General features: G+C 54.2%; 20 protein-coding genes. 13 read left to right on the plus strand and 7 right to left on the minus strand.

What is annotated here, in order from left to right:
• Positions 1–13: 13 nt before the first annotated feature.
• Positions 14–991, minus strand: a complete 978-nt coding sequence (locus B498_RS10695; protein ID WP_008501451.1) for a calcium/sodium antiporter — start codon at positions 989–991, stop codon at positions 14–16.
• Positions 992–1,218: 227 nt separating this feature from the next.
• Between B498_RS10695 and mlaF the strand changes: the two genes are divergently transcribed.
• From mlaF to murA, 7 genes are all read left to right on the plus strand, one after another.
• A complete protein-coding gene (mlaF, locus tag B498_RS10690; protein WP_008501452.1) occupies positions 1,219–2,031 on the plus strand; it encodes a phospholipid ABC transporter ATP-binding protein MlaF in 813 nt (270 codons plus the stop codon).
• 7 nt (positions 2,032–2,038) lie between these two features.
• On the plus strand, positions 2,039–2,821 hold the full coding sequence (gene mlaE, locus B498_RS10685) for a lipid asymmetry maintenance ABC transporter permease subunit MlaE (RefSeq protein WP_008501454.1): 783 nt from the start codon (positions 2,039–2,041) through the stop codon (positions 2,819–2,821).
• Between the two features lie 4 nt (positions 2,822–2,825).
• Positions 2,826–3,374, plus strand: coding sequence for an outer membrane lipid asymmetry maintenance protein MlaD (mlaD, locus tag B498_RS10680; protein WP_008501455.1), 549 nt, complete (start codon positions 2,826–2,828; stop codon positions 3,372–3,374).
• A gap of 18 nt (positions 3,375–3,392) precedes the next feature.
• Positions 3,393–4,028: a phospholipid-binding protein MlaC gene (mlaC, locus tag B498_RS10675; RefSeq protein ID WP_008501456.1), complete on the plus strand. Its 636-nt coding sequence runs from the start codon at positions 3,393–3,395 to the stop codon at positions 4,026–4,028.
• Complete coding sequence (gene mlaB / locus B498_RS10670) at positions 4,028–4,321, plus strand: lipid asymmetry maintenance protein MlaB (RefSeq protein WP_008501457.1); 294 nt, start codon at positions 4,028–4,030, stop codon at positions 4,319–4,321. Before mlaC ends, mlaB begins: the two co-directional genes overlap by 1 nt.
• Before the next feature lie 126 nt (positions 4,322–4,447).
• Positions 4,448–4,702 (plus strand): BolA family iron metabolism protein IbaG, encoded by a 255-nt coding sequence (gene ibaG, locus B498_RS10665; protein WP_008501458.1) that lies wholly within the window; start codon positions 4,448–4,450, stop codon positions 4,700–4,702.
• Positions 4,703–4,752: 50 nt separating this feature from the next.
• Positions 4,753–6,012: a UDP-N-acetylglucosamine 1-carboxyvinyltransferase gene (murA, locus tag B498_RS10660; RefSeq protein ID WP_008501459.1), complete on the plus strand. Its 1,260-nt coding sequence runs from the start codon at positions 4,753–4,755 to the stop codon at positions 6,010–6,012.
• Positions 6,013–6,072: 60 nt separating this feature from the next.
• Here the strand turns inward: murA and sfsB are convergent, their stop codons facing one another.
• Both sfsB and ispB read right to left on the minus strand, forming a co-directional pair.
• Positions 6,073–6,360, minus strand: coding sequence for a DNA-binding transcriptional regulator SfsB (gene sfsB, locus B498_RS10655; RefSeq protein ID WP_008501460.1), 288 nt, complete (start codon positions 6,358–6,360; stop codon positions 6,073–6,075).
• A 229-nt stretch (positions 6,361–6,589) separates the two neighbouring features.
• Positions 6,590–7,561, minus strand: a complete 972-nt coding sequence (gene ispB / locus B498_RS10650) for an octaprenyl diphosphate synthase (RefSeq protein WP_008501461.1) — start codon at positions 7,559–7,561, stop codon at positions 6,590–6,592.
• 257 nt (positions 7,562–7,818) lie between these two features.
• Here ispB and rplU point away from each other — a divergent pair, with 257 nt between their 5' ends.
• The 4 genes from rplU (at position 7,819) to cgtA (ending at position 10,660) form a co-directional block, all read left to right on the plus strand.
• Complete coding sequence (gene rplU / locus B498_RS10645; protein WP_003025032.1) at positions 7,819–8,130, plus strand: 50S ribosomal protein L21; 312 nt, start codon at positions 7,819–7,821, stop codon at positions 8,128–8,130.
• Positions 8,131–8,149: 19 nt separating this feature from the next.
• Positions 8,150–8,407 (plus strand): 50S ribosomal protein L27, encoded by a 258-nt coding sequence (gene rpmA, locus B498_RS10640; protein ID WP_004385076.1) that lies wholly within the window; start codon positions 8,150–8,152, stop codon positions 8,405–8,407.
• Positions 8,408–8,503: 96 nt separating this feature from the next.
• Entirely contained in the window at positions 8,504–9,469 is a 966-nt protein-coding gene (locus tag B498_RS10635; RefSeq protein WP_008501462.1) for a DMT family transporter, read from the plus strand.
• Positions 9,470–9,484: 15 nt separating this feature from the next.
• Positions 9,485–10,660 carry an Obg family GTPase CgtA gene (cgtA, locus tag B498_RS10630; protein WP_008501463.1) on the plus strand — a complete coding sequence of 392 codons (1,176 nt, stop codon included), beginning with the start codon at positions 9,485–9,487 and terminating at the stop codon, positions 10,658–10,660.
• Between the two features lie 34 nt (positions 10,661–10,694).
• Here the strand turns inward: cgtA and pmrB are convergent, their stop codons facing one another.
• Genes pmrB through dacB form a run of 3 tightly spaced genes read right to left on the minus strand, consistent with a single transcriptional unit; the run spans position 10,695 to position 13,833 of the window.
• The gene (gene pmrB / locus B498_RS10625) at positions 10,695–11,738 is read right to left on the minus strand and encodes a two-component system sensor histidine kinase PmrB (protein WP_008501464.1); all 1,044 of its coding nucleotides are present in this window, start codon (positions 11,736–11,738) and stop codon (positions 10,695–10,697) included.
• Positions 11,735–12,397, minus strand: coding sequence for a two-component system response regulator PmrA (gene pmrA, locus B498_RS10620; protein WP_008501465.1), 663 nt, complete (start codon positions 12,395–12,397; stop codon positions 11,735–11,737). The genes pmrB and pmrA overlap by 4 nt, the downstream gene beginning before the upstream one ends.
• Positions 12,398–12,399: 2 nt before the next feature.
• On the minus strand, positions 12,400–13,833 hold the full coding sequence (gene dacB, locus B498_RS10615) for a serine-type D-Ala-D-Ala carboxypeptidase (protein WP_008501466.1): 1,434 nt from the start codon (positions 13,831–13,833) through the stop codon (positions 12,400–12,402).
• Positions 13,834–14,061: 228 nt separating this feature from the next.
• Between dacB and greA the strand changes: the two genes are divergently transcribed.
• Positions 14,062–14,538: a transcription elongation factor GreA gene (gene greA, locus B498_RS10610; protein ID WP_003861815.1), complete on the plus strand. Its 477-nt coding sequence runs from the start codon at positions 14,062–14,064 to the stop codon at positions 14,536–14,538.
• A gap of 151 nt (positions 14,539–14,689) precedes the next feature.
• On the opposite strand, the gene yhbY is transcribed toward greA, so the two are convergent.
• Positions 14,690–14,983 (minus strand): ribosome assembly RNA-binding protein YhbY, encoded by a 294-nt coding sequence (gene yhbY / locus B498_RS10605; RefSeq protein WP_003861814.1) that lies wholly within the window; start codon positions 14,981–14,983, stop codon positions 14,690–14,692.
• Between the two features lie 127 nt (positions 14,984–15,110).
• On the opposite strand from yhbY, the gene rlmE reads away from it, so the two are divergent.
• Positions 15,111–15,737, plus strand: a complete 627-nt coding sequence (gene rlmE / locus B498_RS10600; protein WP_003861812.1) for a 23S rRNA (uridine(2552)-2'-O)-methyltransferase RlmE — start codon at positions 15,111–15,113, stop codon at positions 15,735–15,737.
• Positions 15,738–15,794 lie beyond the last annotated feature (57 nt).

Here is a 15,794-nt window from a genome sequence, read left to right on the forward strand (position 1 = left end):
AATGCGTTTCCGTTTACCCAGAGAGAAGAGGCGAGAGCCAGTACAGCATCGCCATCCATACGATAAATCCACCCGTCAGCAGCGCGCCTGCGCCTTTGCCGATCTGTCGTTGCCGCCGCCAGCAGAGCAGGGCAAAAATCACGCTGACCAGCAACATCACGCCGTAATCACGTGAGAACGCCAGAGGATTAAAGGGCCCTGGCGAAATCAGGGCCGGCAGGCCCATCACAATGGCGATATTAAAAATGTTAGAACCGATGATATTACCAATGGCAATGTCATCCTCACCTTTACGTGCCCCCGCAATGGCGGTGGCCAGCTCCGGCAGGCTGGTGCCGATGGCAATCACCGTCAGGCCTATAGTCAGCTCGCTGATGGCAAAATAGTTCGCCAGCACCGTCGCGTTATCCACGACCATGCGCGTTGCCATCGGCATGATGATCAGTGCGACGCCCAGCCAGAGCAGGGCAACAGGCAGCGTGCCTTCTCGCGGAAGCTCGGCGACCTGCTCGCGCGTGAGGCTATCCTGACCCTGCTTTTCAGCCAGACGGGCGATCTTAACACTATACAGCAGCCAAATAACGGCCAGCGCCAGCAGGAAAATGCCGTCGCTGTAGCTCAGTACGCCATCGTAAAATACGCACCCTGCCAGCAGGCTTACGAGTAACATTAGCGGCAATTCACGGCGCAGAACATCAGAATGCACGCGAAAAGGATGGAGCAGCGCGGCCAGGCCTAAAATCAATAAAATATTGACGATGTTAGAGCCAATGGCGGTGCCGACTGCCAGGTCTACCTGACCATGCAGCGAGGCGGAGACAGAGACGATGATTTCAGGAAGCGACGTTCCTACGCTGACCACAGTCATCCCGATGACAACAGGTGGTACGCCACTCAGGCGACACAGGATAGATGCAGCAAACACTAAACGGTCAGCACTGTAGACCACCAACAGTAAACCAATTATTAACAGTGCTGTTGCTAAAAGCATCAAAAGTCCTTTCTTCAGGTATACTCGTCGGTCCATTGCTCGGGAATGGCTGGACTGCATACAGTCTGAGGCGTAACGAATTCCTAATTTTGACTTTATGCGCCGGAAAAGTAAAACAAATGCCAGCTTTCGCTAACCTCTACGGTTATTATTCTGTAAAAATGCGGAGTTTAGGGCTGATTCAGGCTACATGCCTTAACGTGAGCAGGATAAGAAAGGAACCATAAATGAGCCAAACCATGGCGAATTTAGTCGATGTCCGCGGGGTGAGTTTTTCTCGCGCCAACAGATTGATATTTGATGATATTTCGTTGACCGTGCCGCGTGGCAAAATTACTGCCATCATGGGGCCGTCCGGGATCGGTAAAACGACCCTGCTCCGCCTTATCGGTGGGCAGATCCCACCGGATAGCGGTGAAATCCTCTTTGATGGCGAAAACATCCCGGAGATGTCGCGCTCGCGCCTGTATACTGTTCGCAAACGCATGAGCATGCTCTTTCAGTCGGGGGCTTTGTTCACCGACATGAACGTCTTTGATAACGTTGCCTATCCGCTGCGCGAGCATACCAGCCTGCCGCCTGCGCTGCTGAAAAGCACGGTGATGATGAAGCTAGAAGCCGTCGGGCTGCGGGGCGCCGCGAAGCTGATGCCTTCGGAGCTGTCCGGCGGGATGGCGCGTCGTGCCGCGCTGGCGCGAGCCATCGCATTAGAACCTGATTTAATCATGTTCGACGAACCGTTTGTCGGGCAGGATCCCATCACGATGGGCGTGCTGGTGAAGCTCATCTCTGAGCTGAACAGCGCGCTTGGCGTCACCTGCATTGTGGTGTCTCACGATGTACCTGAAGTGTTGAGCATTGCCGATTACGCCTACATCGTAGCGGACAAAAAGATCGTCGCACACGGTAGCGCCCAGGCGCTGCAGGAAAATTGCGATCCGCGCGTGCGGCAGTTCCTCGACGGTATTGCCGATGGCCCTGTGCCGTTCCGCTACCCGGCGGGCGACTATCGTGACGATTTACTGGGAATAGGGAGTTAAGCCACTCATGCTGTTAAATGCGTTGGCCGCTCTCGGACACCGTGGCATAAAAACCATCAGGACGTTCGGGCGTGCCGGATTGATGTTATTCAACGCGCTGGTCGGCAAGCCGGAATTCCGTAAGCACGCGCCGCTATTGGTGCGTCAGCTTTATAACGTCGGCGTGCTGTCGATGCTCATCATCATTGTCTCCGGTCTGTTTATCGGTATGGTGCTGGGTCTGCAGGGCTACCTGGTGCTGACAACCTACAGTGCGGAAACCAGCCTCGGGATGCTGGTGGCGCTCTCGCTGCTGCGTGAACTGGGGCCCGTTGTGGCGGCGCTGCTTTTCGCCGGGCGCGCGGGGTCGGCCTTAACGGCTGAAATTGGCCTGATGCGCGCGACCGAGCAGCTCTCCAGCATGGAGATGATGGCGGTCGATCCGCTGCGTCGCGTGATCTCGCCGCGTTTCTGGGCCGGGGTCATCTCTTTACCGCTGCTGACGATTCTGTTTGTCGCCGTGGGGATCTGGGGCGGTTCGCTGGTTGGCGTGCACTGGAAAGGCATTGATGCCGGTTTCTTCTGGTCTGCCATGCAGGATGCCATTGATCTGCGAATGGATCTGATTAACTGCCTGATTAAGAGCGTGGTATTTGCCATTACGGTCACCTGGATTGCATTGTTCAATGGTTACGATGCCATCCCGACGTCGGCGGGCATTAGCCGCGCAACTACACGTACAGTCGTTCATTCGTCGCTGGCCGTACTGGGTCTGGATTTTGTGCTCACCGCACTGATGTTTGGGAATTGAGTTCATGCAAACGAGAAAAAATGAAATTTGGGTCGGTGTATTCCTGCTGCTGGCGCTGCTGGCCGCGCTGTTTATCTGCCTGAGAGCGGCGGATATCACGTCTGTGCGCACCGAGCCGACGTATCGCATCTATGCCACCTTCGATAACATCGGCGGGCTGAAGGCGCGTTCACCGGTCCGTATTGGCGGCGTGGTGATCGGACGCGTATCTGACATTACGCTGGATGAGAAGACCTATCTGCCACGTGTCGCGATGGATATCGAAGAGCGTTACAACCACATTCCGGACACCAGTTCCCTTTCTATCCGGACTTCCGGTCTGCTGGGCGAACAATATCTGGCGCTTAACGTCGGTTTTGAAGACCCCGAGCTGGGAACGACTATCCTTAAGGACGGGAGCGTGATCCAGGACACCAAGTCCGCCATGGTGCTGGAAGATATGATTGGTCAGTTCCTTTACAACAGTAAAGGGGATGATAAAAAGTCTGACAATGCCCCTGCGCAGAGTGAAGACCATACCAATGCTGCGCCGACCCCAGGTGCTGCGAATTAATATCAGGAGAAGTCATTCATGTTTAAACGATTGTTAATGGTTGCCATGCTGGTTATTGCCCCTCTCACCGCGGTGCACGCGGCGGATCAGAGTAACCCGTACAAACTGATGGACGAAGCCGCGAAGAAAACCTTCGATCGTCTTAAAAACGAGCAGCCTAAGATTCGTGCTAATCCTGATTACCTGCGTGACGTGGTTGACCAGGAGCTGCTGCCGTACGTGCAGATCAAATATGCGGGAGCCCTGGTGCTGGGCCGCTATTACAAAGACGCAACCCCGGCGCAGCGTGATGCCTATTTTGCCGCTTTCCGTGAATACCTGAAGCAGGCGTATGGTCAGGCGCTGGCGATGTATCACGGTCAGACCTATCAGATCGCCCCGGAGCAGCCGCTGGGTGATGCGACCATCGTCCCTATTCGCGTAACGATCAACGATCCTAACGGTCGTCCGCCGGTGCGTCTGGATTTCCAGTGGCGTAAAAACAGCCAGACCGGCCACTGGCAGGCGTATGACATGATCGCCGAAGGTGTAAGCATGATCACCACCAAACAGAACGAGTGGAGCGACCTGCTGCGCACCAAGGGGATTGATGGCCTGACCGCGCAGCTGCAGTCCATCGCTCGTCAGAAAATTAGTCTGGACGAGAAGAAGTAATGTCACAGCAACTCAGCTGGTCGCGTGAAGGCGAGACATTAAAGCTGTCCGGTGAGCTGGATCAGGATCTGCTGAACCCCTTATGGGATAAGCGCCATGAGGCCATGCAGGGCGTGACGGTTATTGACTTAACCAACGTCACGCGGGTAGATACGGCAGGCGTTGCACTGCTTGCCCATCTGGTTGCGGTGGGGAAAAAGCAGGGGGCGAGCGTCACGCTTCGCGGCGCGAGCGACAATGTCGTGACCCTGGCGCAGCTCTACAATCTCCCTCAGGACGTACTGCCTCGTTAATATTTTCAGTGCGTTACTTCCGAAAGCCCTGACAGTTTCATCGTCGGGGCTTTTTGCTTGTTTAAGACGACGCCACTTTGCTCTAAGATGTTGGGCTTGTTTTCACTATCAGATGATTAAGAGCCCATGGAAAATCATGAAATCCAGACAGTGCTGATGAATGCACTCTCCCTTCAGGAAGCCCACGTCACAGGCGATGGCAGTCACTTCCAGGTTATTGCTGTGGGTGAGATGTTCGACGGTATGAGCCGTGTGAAGAAACAGCAGGCTGTGTACGCGCCGCTGATGGAATATATTGCGGATAACCGCATCCACGCCCTGTCGATTAAAGCGTTCACCCCGCAAGAGTGGGCACGCGATCGCAAACTAAACGGTTTTTGAGCTGAGGGCGACAGGCCCGCAGCACGGTTGAATTTATAAGAGAGCACACCATGGATAAATTTCGTGTACAGGGGCCAACGCGTCTCCAGGGCGAAGTCACAATTTCTGGCGCGAAAAACGCCGCGCTGCCCATCCTCTTTGCTGCACTGCTCGCGGAAGAGCCGGTAGAGATTCAGAACGTACCGAAGCTGAAAGATATCGACACCACCATGAAGCTGCTCACCCAGTTGGGCACGAAAGTCGAGCGTAACGGTTCCGTCTGGATCGACGCCAGCAAGGTGAATAACTTCTCTGCCCCTTACGATCTGGTGAAAACCATGCGTGCTTCCATCTGGGCGCTTGGCCCGCTGGTGGCGCGTTTCGGTCAGGGTCAGGTTTCGCTGCCGGGCGGTTGCGCTATCGGTGCGCGTCCGGTTGACCTGCACATCTTTGGCCTGGAAAAACTGGGCGCAGAGATCAAGCTGGAAGAAGGCTACGTTAAAGCGTCCGTCAATGGTCGTCTGAAAGGCGCGCACATTGTTATGGACAAAGTGAGCGTGGGTGCAACGGTGACCATTATGTCTGCGGCAACGCTGGCAGAAGGGACCACGATCATCGAAAACGCCGCGCGTGAACCGGAGATTGTGGATACTGCCAACTTCCTCGTGGCGCTGGGTGCGAAGATCTCTGGTCAGGGTACCGACCGCATCACCATCGAAGGCGTTGAGCGTCTGGGCGGGGGTGTCTATCGCGTACTGCCGGACCGTATCGAAACCGGTACCTTCCTGATCGCTGCTGCGATCTCTGGCGGGAAAATTGTTTGTCGCAACGCGCAGCCAGATACCCTGGATGCGGTGCTGGCGAAACTACGCGATGCGGGCGCGGATATCGAAATCGGTGAAGACTGGATCAGCCTTGATATGCATGGACAGCGTCCAAAAGCGGTCAATGTGCGTACGGCACCGCATCCGGCCTTCCCAACTGACATGCAGGCACAGTTCACCTTGTTGAACCTGGTCGCCGAAGGGACCGGCTTTATCACGGAAACCATTTTCGAGAACCGCTTTATGCACGTACCGGAGCTGATCCGTATGGGGGCACGTGCCGAGATCGAAAGTAATACCGTGATTTGCCACGGCGTTGAGAAACTGTCCGGTGCTCAGGTGATGGCAACCGATCTGCGTGCGTCTGCCAGCCTGGTATTGGCGGGTTGTATCGCGGAAGGCACAACGATCGTGGATCGTATTTATCACATCGATCGTGGCTATGAGCGTATCGAAGATAAACTGCGCGCGCTGGGTGCCAATATCGAGCGTGTGAAGGGCGAGTAATCGTTCCGGCAGCCCCCTGCCAGAAATGACCGGGGGGTTGCTGTTCCTGTCAAAAAAACCTTATTCCTGCGATTCTTTTTTTACTTTTCTCTGGCGAATCATGCGCGATCTGTCGATAAATTCATGGGTGACAGGATCGTGGTAGCGCGAAGGCCAAATCACCCACGGATGCGTGTCCAGCGCCGTTGCGATAATTAATTCTCCTTTTGGCCAGGGGCGGGTGAGGGCGTTTGCCAGAGTTGAAGAACTCAGTCCATGGCGGCGGGACTCTGCAGCCAGTGAAGTGCCTTTTTTGCGCAGTGCGGCAATAATATCAGCCGTGTGCCAGTCGATAAATTTCGTATCCATAACGCCGTCCTTAAGTTCGGATTCACCTAGGCCGTTTCTTCTGAAACGACGGGTTTACTATACCCATTTCGAACTCTTGTTCTAAAAAGTTCGCGTTACTTGAAGGAATATTCAGAATAAGACATGGCTTTATTCATGCGGTCTCTAAACCGATGAATTTACATGAACGCGGAATCTACTGGTGTGTACTGGAATCTCCCCGCCAGGTTCGCGGGGAGAAAAAGGGAGATTAACGGTCGCGCTGAACGGCGATGTGGGCAAGGCCAATCAGTGCTTCGCGCCATGGGCTGTCTGGAATGACCTGAAGGGCCTCGATGGCCTTGTCGGCTTCTTCTTCTGCACGCTGACGCGTCCATTCCAGCGATCCGCAGATTGCCATGGTTTCCAGTACAGGTTCCAGAAGATGGCGGCCATTTCCCTGCTCAATCGCTTCACGGATCATCTTCGCCTGGTCGGCCGTTCCGTTACGCATGGCGTGGAGCAGCGGCAGGGTCGGTTTGCCTTCGTTCAGGTCATCGCCAACGTTTTTGCCGAGCGTCTCGCCGTCCGCACTGTAATCCAGCAGATCGTCAATCAGCTGGAAGGCTGTGCCCAGATAGCGGCCATAGTCCTGCAGGCCTTTTTCCTGCGCTTCGGTACAGCCCGCCAAAATGCCGGAACACTGGGCCGCCGCTTCAAACAGGCGCGCGGTTTTGCTGTAGATGACGCGCATGTAGTTTTCTTCAGTGATGTCCGGGTCGTTGACGTTCATCAGCTGGAGCACTTCGCCTTCAGCGATGACGTTAACGGCTTCGGACATCACTTCCAGCACTTTCAGGGAACCCAGGCTGGTCATCATCTGGAAGGCGCGGGTATAGATAAAATCTCCCACAAGGACGCTGGCTGCGTTCCCGAACGCGGCGTTAGCCGTGGCTTTGCCACGACGCATATCCGATTCATCCACCACATCGTCGTGCAGAAGCGTCGCCGTGTGGATAAATTCGATGAGCGCGGCGATAGTGATGTGGGCATTTCCCTGATAGCCAACGGCTCTGGCAGCCAGAATAGCAATCATCGGACGAATGCGTTTACCGCCGCCGCTGACAATGTAATAGCCCAACTGATTGATCAGCTGAACGTCAGAGTTGAGTTGCTCCAGGATTGCTGCATTCACACCCGCCATATCTTGCGCGGTTAACTCGTTGATTTTTTCTAAATTCATCGCAAAAGCCGGGCTTTTTATCCTGTTGATCCCATCTTCAATGGGGTAACGAAGGGTTTCGGTTTATCAATAGTAGTGCTGATTGTACTGAAAAAACGGCTCAGATAAACGTTACCGTACGTGTTGTGTTTTTTTTCTTCATGTATTGACGGTAGCACTTGTCAAAGGCTCGCGTTTTGCGTAATATTCGCGCCCTATTGTGAATATTTATAGCGCACTCTGATTCATACGAGGACGTGCGCGGAAGCGGAGTTTATATGTACGCGGTTTTCCAAAGTGGTGGTAAACAACACCGAGTAAGCGAAGGTCAGACCGTTCGCCTGGAAAAGCTGGACATCGCAACTGGCGAATCTGTTGAGTTCGCAGAAGTTCTGATGATCGCAAACGGTGAAGAAGTCAAAATCGGCGTTCCTTTCGTTGATGGCGGCGTTATCAAAGCTGAAGTTGTTGCACACGGTCGTGGCGAGAAAGTTAAAATCGTTAAGTTTCGTCGTCGTAAGCACTACCGTAAGCAGCAGGGCCACCGTCAGTGGTTCACTGATGTGAAAATTACTGGCATCAGCGCCTAAGACCTGAGGAGAGATTTAAATGGCACATAAAAAGGCTGGCGGCTCCACACGTAACGGTCGCGATTCAGAAGCTAAACGCCTGGGCGTTAAGCGTTTCGGTGGCGAATCCGTTCTGGCGGGTAGCATCATCGTTCGTCAACGTGGTACCAAATTCCACGCTGGCAACAACGTAGGTTGCGGTCGTGACCACACTCTGTTTGCTAAAGCAGACGGTAAAGTGAAATTTGAAGTTAAAGGCCCGAACAACCGTAAATACATCAGCATCGTTGCTGAGTAAGGTTTTCTCGGTCCGGTAACGGATTAAAGCCCCGCAACCTGTTGCGGGGCTTTTTACATTGGAAACCCGGTAATTTTTTCTGTAGGGAAAACGGGCATGAAGCAGCAGGCCGGCATAGGAATTCTTTTGGCGCTCACAACCGCAATGTGCTGGGGTGCGCTGCCAATTGCAATGAAGCAGGTACTGGAAGTGATGGAGCCGCCTACGGTGGTCTTTTATCGCTTTCTGATGGCAAGCATCGGCCTCGGGGCGATTCTGGCCATCAAAGGTAAGCTTCCACCCTTGCGGCTCTTCCGTAAACCGCGCTGGCTGGTATTGCTGGCTATCGCGACGGGCGGTCTGTTCGGTAACTTCATCCTGTTCAGCTCTTCCCTGCAATATCTCAGCCCCACGGCGTCGCAGGTGATTGGTCAGCTTTCGCCGGTGGGCATGATGGTCGCCAGCGTCTTTATCCTCAAGGAGAAGATGCGCGGTACGCAGATTATCGGGGCGAGCATGCTGTTGTGCGGTCTGGTGATGTTCTTCAACACCAGTCTGATCGAGATTTTTACCCGCCTGACGGATTACACCTGGGGTGTCATTTTCGGTGTGGGGGCAGCAACGGTCTGGGTGAGCTATGGCGTCGCGCAAAAGGTGTTATTGCGTCGGCTTGCCTCACAGCAGATCCTCTTTTTGCTGTACACTTTGTGTACAATAGCATTGCTGCCATTAGCGAAGCCGGGCGTGATTACCCAGCTTAGCGACTGGCAACTGGCGTGCCTCATTTTTTGTGGGCTGAACACGCTGGTCGGTTATGGCGCGCTGGCCGAAGCGATGGCGCGCTGGCAGGCAGCACAGGTGAGCGCGTTGATCACGCTTACCCCGCTGTTTACGCTGTTATTTTCAGATTTGTTATCAATGGCCTGGCCCGATGTCTTCGTCAGACCGATGCTCAACCTGTTGGGTTATCTCGGTGCGTTTGTCGTGGTTGCGGGCGCGATGTATTCCGCCATTGGTCATCGTCTTTGGGGACGTTGGCGCAAAAATGAAGCGGTTGTAGTAGTCCCCCGCTCAGGCGAATGAGTTACGGAGAGTAAAATGAAGTTTGTTGATGAAGCGACGATCCTGGTCGTGGCTGGTGATGGCGGCAACGGTTGCGTGAGCTTCCGTCGTGAAAAGTATATCCCTCGTGGCGGTCCTGATGGCGGCGACGGTGGGGATGGTGGTGACGTGTGGCTGGAGGCGGATGAGAACCTCAACACGCTGATCGACTACCGTTTCGAAAAATCCTTCCGCGCCGAACGTGGCCAGAACGGCCAGAGCCGTGACTGTACCGGGAAACGCGGTAAAGACGTCACCATTAAAGTTCCGGTCGGTACGCGTGTGATTGACCAGGGGACGGGTGAAACCATGGGCGACATGACCAAACACGGTCAGCGCCTGATGGTGGCGAAAGGCGGCTGGCACGGTCTGGGTAACAGCCGTTTCAAATCGTCCGTTAACCGTACGCCGCGTCAGAAAACGATGGGTACGCCGGGCGATAAGCGCGACCTGCAGCTGGAACTGATGCTTCTGGCTGACGTGGGCATGCTGGGTATGCCAAACGCAGGTAAATCGACGTTTATTCGCGCGGTTTCTGCGGCGAAGCCAAAAGTGGCTGACTATCCGTTTACCACGCTGGTACCAAGCCTGGGCGTTGTCCGTATGGATAACGAGAAGAGCTTCGTGGTCGCCGATATTCCGGGCCTGATTGAAGGCGCCGCGGAAGGGGCGGGTCTGGGTATTCGCTTCTTGAAACACCTTGAGCGCTGCCGCGTGCTGCTGCACCTCATTGATATCGATCCTATCGACGGTTCCGATCCGGTTGAAAACGCCCGCATCATCGTTGGCGAACTGGAGAAATACAGCGAGAAACTGGCGAACAAACCACGCTGGCTGGTCTTCAACAAGATCGACCTGATGGACAAAGCCGAAGCGGAAGCAAAAGCGAAAGTCATTGCTGAAGCGATGGGTTGGGAAGATAAATACTACCTGATCTCTGCGGCAAGCCAGGTTGGCGTGAAAGATCTGTGCTGGGATGTGATGACCTTCATCATTGAGAACCCAATTGTTCAGGCGGAAGAAGTCAAACAGCCTGAAAAAGTCGAATTCATGTGGGATGACTACCACCGCCAGCAGCTCGAAGAGCTGGAAGCGGAAGAAGACGATGAAGACTGGGATGATGACTGGGATGAAGACGACGAAGAAGGCGTCGAGTTCATCTACAAGCACTAATTGCTGTTCAAAGCCCCCGTTATGGGGGCTTTTTTTATTCCAGCGTTGCGGGCAGCCAGCAGCTGGCGATTAAGCCACCTTCAGCGCCATTCTCAAGCGTTAGCCTGCCGTGGTGGAGCTGGAGGATGCGCTGCACGATGCTCAGGCCCAGCCCACTGCCTCCGTAGCGCTGGTCAAGACGGCGGAATGGCTCGGTAATTGACTGTCGGTGCGCTTCATCAATTCCAGGACCCTGATCGATAACGCTAATCTGCGTCCCGCCGTCGACCTCGGTTAATGTCACTGTAATCGTTGTCCCTGACGGGCTGTAGCGCCCGGCATTCTCCAGCAGGTTGCGCAGCATGAGGCGCAGGAGAACGGCGTCTCCCTGAACCGTGAGCGCGCTTTTAGCGGGCCAAATCACCGTATGCTCTTTGGCTTCATGCCCCAGGCCGAGAGGTTCAATGATATTTTCCGTCCAGTTCACGGTTTCGTAGTGTCCGCTCGCCATGGCCTGTCCGGCCCGGGCCAGCATCAGCAGCTGTTCGACGGTATGCATGAGCTGATCGATACGGCTAATCAGCGTGGCGGCCTGTGGCGCACCTGACTGCGACATCAGCTCCAGATGGAGCCGGATGCCAGCAAGAGGCGTTCTCAGCTCGTGAGCAGCGTCTGCAGTGAAGAGACGTTCCTGCTTAATGGTGCTATCCAGCCGGGCCAGCAGCTGGTTCAGAGAGGTCGTCACCGCGCCAATTTCTTCCATGTCGGAAAACATGGGAAGCGGTGTTAAGTTATCGGCTGAACGGTTAGCGAGGCTGGCGCGGAGTTTATTCAGCGGCCGGGTTATCCAGGTGACCGCCCAGAAAGAGAAGAGCAGGGTAAAGCCAACCATCACCAGGGAAGGGACCAGCAGCGAGGCAATCGCTTCGCGTATCTCTTTCTCAACGTGATTATTGCGCGCTTTCGCTGACAGCGTTTCGTTGACCAGAAAACCAATCTGTTCACGGCTTTCATGCCATAGCCAGATGACGCTTATCAGCTGAAAAAACAGGAGAATGACCGCCAGCAGTACCATCAGACGCCGACGCATGCTGTTCATTTCTGGCTCTCCAGACGATAGCCGACGCCGCGAACGGTTTTGATCCTGTCTTTACCGAGCTTACGCCGCAGATTATGGATGTGGACCTCAAGGGTATTTGACCCGGGATCGTCCTGCCAGGAGTAGATATCCTGCTGGAGCGTTTCTCTGTGTACCGTTTGCCCGCTGCGCATGATCAGACGCGTAAGCAAGGCGAACTCTTTTGGCGTGACCTCTACGGCCTGATCCTGTTGCAGCACCTGCTGGGTTTGCAAATTCAGCGTAATGTCGCCGTCGGTCAGTAAGTTATCACTATGGCCCTGATAACGGCGAATCAACGCTCGCACCCGTGCCTGCAGCTCCGCGAGCGCGAAAGGCTTCACCAGATAATCATCTGCGCCTGCATCGAGGCCGGTGATACGATCTTCAATGGCATCACGTGCCGTCAGGATCAGGACGGGATTGTTGATGCCGCGACGTCGCCACTGGCTGAGCAGCGTGGCGCCGTCTTTATCGGGCAAGCCCAAATCGAGGATCACCAGGCTGTATTCGCCGCTCTGGATCAGGGCATCCGCCTCTGCTGCGGTGCCTGCACAGTCGAGAGCATACCCTTCATTGGCCAGCCCCAGCGCCAGCCCTTCCTGCAATAACAGATCGTCTTCAACTATAAGTAGTTTCATCGCTAGTTATTCTGGTAGATGTCCTTATAAAGCCTGCTTTCGAAGCGAACCAGCGGAATACGACGATTGCGCTGATCGGTCGGTTCGACGGCATAGCCGGAAAGATACTGCACGAATGCCATGCGCTGTCCGCTGGCGGTAGTGATGAAGCCTGCAAGGTTGTAAACCCCCTGCAGTGAGCCTGTTTTCGCGGAGACTTTGCCATCCACGCCGGCAGCGTGAAGCCCTGCGCGGTACTGCAGTGAACCGTCATGTCCGGCCAGCGGCAGCATTGAAATAAAGTTTAGCTCAGTGTCATGCTGTGCAATGTACTGAAGCACCTGCAACATCGTGGCCGGAGAGATCAAATTATGGCGCGACAGGCCGGAGCCATCGACGGCGATGGTATTACCCAGATCGATCCCCGCCTGCTGGCGCAGAATCTGACGTACCGCGTCTGAGCCCGCGCGCCAGGTTCCCGGCACGCCGAAACGGGCGTGGCCAATCATGCGGAACACCGTATCGGCAATCATATTGTCCGACTTTTTCAGCATAATTCGCAGTAAATCGTGCAGCGGCGCAGACTGTTTGCTCGCGATGACCGTGCCGGGCTGGTTGACCTGCGTCTGACGAAGCAGGGTGCCGGAATAGGTTATTCCCGCTTGTTTCAGCTCATCTTTCAGAATGGCGCCTGCATAGCTTGCGCCATCCTGTATCGCAAAGGCCAGCGGCAGCGGATCGGCGCGCTGCGTCAGGCAGCCGGTGAGCGTGAAGCGGTTAAGGTCGCCTGGCACCACATCCAGTTCGCAATACTGGGCATCGGGGGAACCCTTGGCCAGCGTGCGAACCTGGCTAAACATGGTGACCGGGTAGTAGGACGCGATACGGATAAACGCTAAATCATCCGGCTTTGGCGCACTGTAAAGCGAAACCGAGAAGCAGTTGCGGTCAACAATCGCGGCGGCGGGCGGGGCGCTAAAGCACTGCGTCATGTCGTTCCACGGCCAGCCCGGGGCTTTGTCGTGGCTGGCAAAGATGGACGTGTCGATCAGCACATTGCCATCAATTTTCTGCACGCCGGTTTTTTTTAGCACCGCAACCATATTGCGGATATCCTGGCGTTTAAAGGTAGGATCGCCGCCAAAACGGGCGATAAGATCGCCTTTCAGTTCGCCACCCTCGACGTTACCTTTGGTTTCAAGGGTGGTCGTAAAACGGAAGTCAGGCCCGAGCTGGAGCAGAGCGGCGAGGGCGGTGATCACCTTTTGGGTACTGGCAGGCAGCGCCATCTGTTGACTGTGATAGTCAATCTCGGGAGCCTGTGCGCCAACCTTCTGCACCATCAGGGCGAGGTTCGCGCCTGCGGGAAGCTGATTAATGTACTCATCAACATTCGCGGCCTGGGCGGTGAACGTTATACTGGTAGTCAATCCGATGATAAAACTGGAAAATCGCATAATCTCGCGCTAACAACCCGAAAACAAACCGTCATACTACGGTGCATGGCACTGCAAAGTAAACGATGACCCATAGTGAACTTCGCGGTAAAATGCGTATCAAATTGAAAAATTGCTGCTGACCTGGGGCGTTGCTCCCGGGTCGGTTTTCTTTTTGCTTCTGGCCTGTTCAGGTGGGCTGGAGCAGGGAACACTGCTCCCAACAGGAATGTTTAAGAGGTATAACAAATGCAAGCTATTCCGATGACCTTACGTGGTGCCGAAAAACTGCGCGAAGAGCTGGATTTTCTGAAATCCGTACGTCGCCCTGAAATCATCGCCGCTATCGCGGAAGCGCGTGAGCATGGCGACCTGAAAGAGAACGCTGAATACCACGCCGCGCGTGAGCAGCAGGGCTTCTGTGAAGGGCGTATTAAAGATATCGAAGCAAAACTGTCCAATGCACAGGTTATCGATATCACCAAAATGCCGAATAATGGCCGTGTGATTTTTGGTTCAACCGTTACCGTGCTGAACCTGGACAACGACGAAGAGCAGACCTATCGCATCGTGGGTGATGATGAAGCTGACTTCAAACAGAACCTGATTTCGGTGAACTCACCGATTGCTCGCGGCCTGATTGGCAAAGAGCAGGACGATGTTGTCACCATCCGCACCCCTGGTGGTGAAGTGGAATACGAAATTATTAAGGTTGAATACCTGTAATTCGCTTCTCTACTAAGATGTTGATACATTGTAAAGAAAAGAAAAAGGCCGCGTAGCGGCCTTTTATCAACTCAAGGAGCATGGCATTTTGCTCGCCTGCTGACAGAAATCCCTCGTTTCACACAGAAAATGTGTTTAATTCAGGATATCCTTAACGTGGCAGCGAGATTTTACGCTCTTTAGATGGGCGGTAGAGCACCAGCGTTTTACCGATGACCTGTACATTACAGGCGCCGGTTTCGCGCACGATGGCTTCCACGATCAGGTTTTTAGTGTCTCTGTCTTCAGAGGCGATTTTCACCTTGATCAGCTCGTGGTGTTCCAGCGCTTGTTCAATCTCGGCAAGCACCCCTTCGGTCAAACCATTGTTGCCAAGCATCACTACAGGCTTGAGCGGATGTGCCAGACCTTTAAGGTGCTGTTTTTGTTTAGTACTCAGATTCATCGTATATTTTTGCTTACGTTGGGATTGAAAACGGTTCATTCTACCGCCATCTCCCTAATATCGCCAAATAGCTGCGTAGAAATTTACGTCACAGGCAAGTAACGATGAACCAGGACGGAAATGTTAAATGACAGGTAAAAAGCGTTCTGCCAGCTCCAGCCGCTGGCTTCAGGAACACTTTAGCGATAAATATGTTCAACAGGCACAGAAAAAGGGGTTGCGTTCCCGTGCCTGGTTTAAACTTGATGAAATACAGCAAAGTGACAAACTTTTTAAGCCGGGGATGACGGTTGTTGACCTCGGTGCGGCACCTGGCGGATGGTCCCAGTATGCGGTAACGCAGATCGGCGGAACGGGCCGAATCATCGCGTGCGATCTTTTACCAATGGATCCCATCGTTGGTGTCGACTTCCTTCAGGGCGACTTTCGTGATGAATTAGTGCTGAAAGCGTTACTTGATCGTGTAGGTGACAGTAAGGTCCAGGTTGTCATGTCAGATATGGCACCAAATATGTGCGGAACACCGGCGGTGGATATCCCCCGCGCCATGTATCTGGTGGAGCTAGCGTTAGAAATGTGTCGTGATGTACTAGCGCCTGGTGGTAGTTTTGTTGTGAAGGTGTTTCAGGGCGAAGGTTTCGAGGAGTATCTTAAGGAAATTCGCTCCCTGTTTGCGAAGGTCAAAGTTCGTAAGCCGGACTCTTCCCGGGCCCGTTCCCGTGAAGTGTATATTGTAGCGACCGGGCGAAAATGATAACCGGGAGATTTCAGACGAAAGTTTGAATGAAACTGGATATAGAGTATCCTGACG

The organism is Enterobacter sp. SST3, assembly GCF_000286655.1.
Lineage (GTDB): Bacteria > Pseudomonadota > Gammaproteobacteria > Enterobacterales > Enterobacteriaceae > Enterobacter > Enterobacter roggenkampii.

Coding starts and splice junctions, on each gene's coding strand:
- ibaG (WP_008501458.1), top strand. CDS start 4,448: ATGGAAAATCATGAAATCCAGACAGTGCTGATGAATGCACTCTCCCTT.
- mlaE (WP_008501454.1), top strand. CDS start 2,039: ATGCTGTTAAATGCGTTGGCCGCTCTCGGACACCGTGGCATAAAAACC.
- cgtA (WP_008501463.1), top strand. CDS start 9,485: ATGAAGTTTGTTGATGAAGCGACGATCCTGGTCGTGGCTGGTGATGGC.
- yhbY (WP_003861814.1), bottom strand. CDS start 14,983: ATGAATCTGAGTACTAAACAAAAACAGCACCTTAAAGGTCTGGCACAT.
- ispB (WP_008501461.1), bottom strand. CDS start 7,561: ATGAATTTAGAAAAAATCAACGAGTTAACCGCGCAAGATATGGCGGGT.
- rlmE (WP_003861812.1), top strand. CDS start 15,111: ATGACAGGTAAAAAGCGTTCTGCCAGCTCCAGCCGCTGGCTTCAGGAA.
- greA (WP_003861815.1), top strand. CDS start 14,062: ATGCAAGCTATTCCGATGACCTTACGTGGTGCCGAAAAACTGCGCGAA.
- murA (WP_008501459.1), top strand. CDS start 4,753: ATGGATAAATTTCGTGTACAGGGGCCAACGCGTCTCCAGGGCGAAGTC.
- mlaD (WP_008501455.1), top strand. CDS start 2,826: ATGCAAACGAGAAAAAATGAAATTTGGGTCGGTGTATTCCTGCTGCTG.
- mlaB (WP_008501457.1), top strand. CDS start 4,028: ATGTCACAGCAACTCAGCTGGTCGCGTGAAGGCGAGACATTAAAGCTG.
- pmrB (WP_008501464.1), bottom strand. CDS start 11,738: ATGAACAGCATGCGTCGGCGTCTGATGGTACTGCTGGCGGTCATTCTC.
- sfsB (WP_008501460.1), bottom strand. CDS start 6,360: ATGGATACGAAATTTATCGACTGGCACACGGCTGATATTATTGCCGCA.
- B498_RS10635 (WP_008501462.1), top strand. CDS start 8,504: ATGAAGCAGCAGGCCGGCATAGGAATTCTTTTGGCGCTCACAACCGCA.
- dacB (WP_008501466.1), bottom strand. CDS start 13,833: ATGCGATTTTCCAGTTTTATCATCGGATTGACTACCAGTATAACGTTC.
- mlaC (WP_008501456.1), top strand. CDS start 3,393: ATGTTTAAACGATTGTTAATGGTTGCCATGCTGGTTATTGCCCCTCTC.
- mlaF (WP_008501452.1), top strand. CDS start 1,219: ATGAGCCAAACCATGGCGAATTTAGTCGATGTCCGCGGGGTGAGTTTT.
- pmrA (WP_008501465.1), bottom strand. CDS start 12,397: ATGAAACTACTTATAGTTGAAGACGATCTGTTATTGCAGGAAGGGCTG.
- rpmA (WP_004385076.1), top strand. CDS start 8,150: ATGGCACATAAAAAGGCTGGCGGCTCCACACGTAACGGTCGCGATTCA.
- rplU (WP_003025032.1), top strand. CDS start 7,819: ATGTACGCGGTTTTCCAAAGTGGTGGTAAACAACACCGAGTAAGCGAA.
- B498_RS10695 (WP_008501451.1), bottom strand. CDS start 991: ATGCTTTTAGCAACAGCACTGTTAATAATTGGTTTACTGTTGGTGGTC.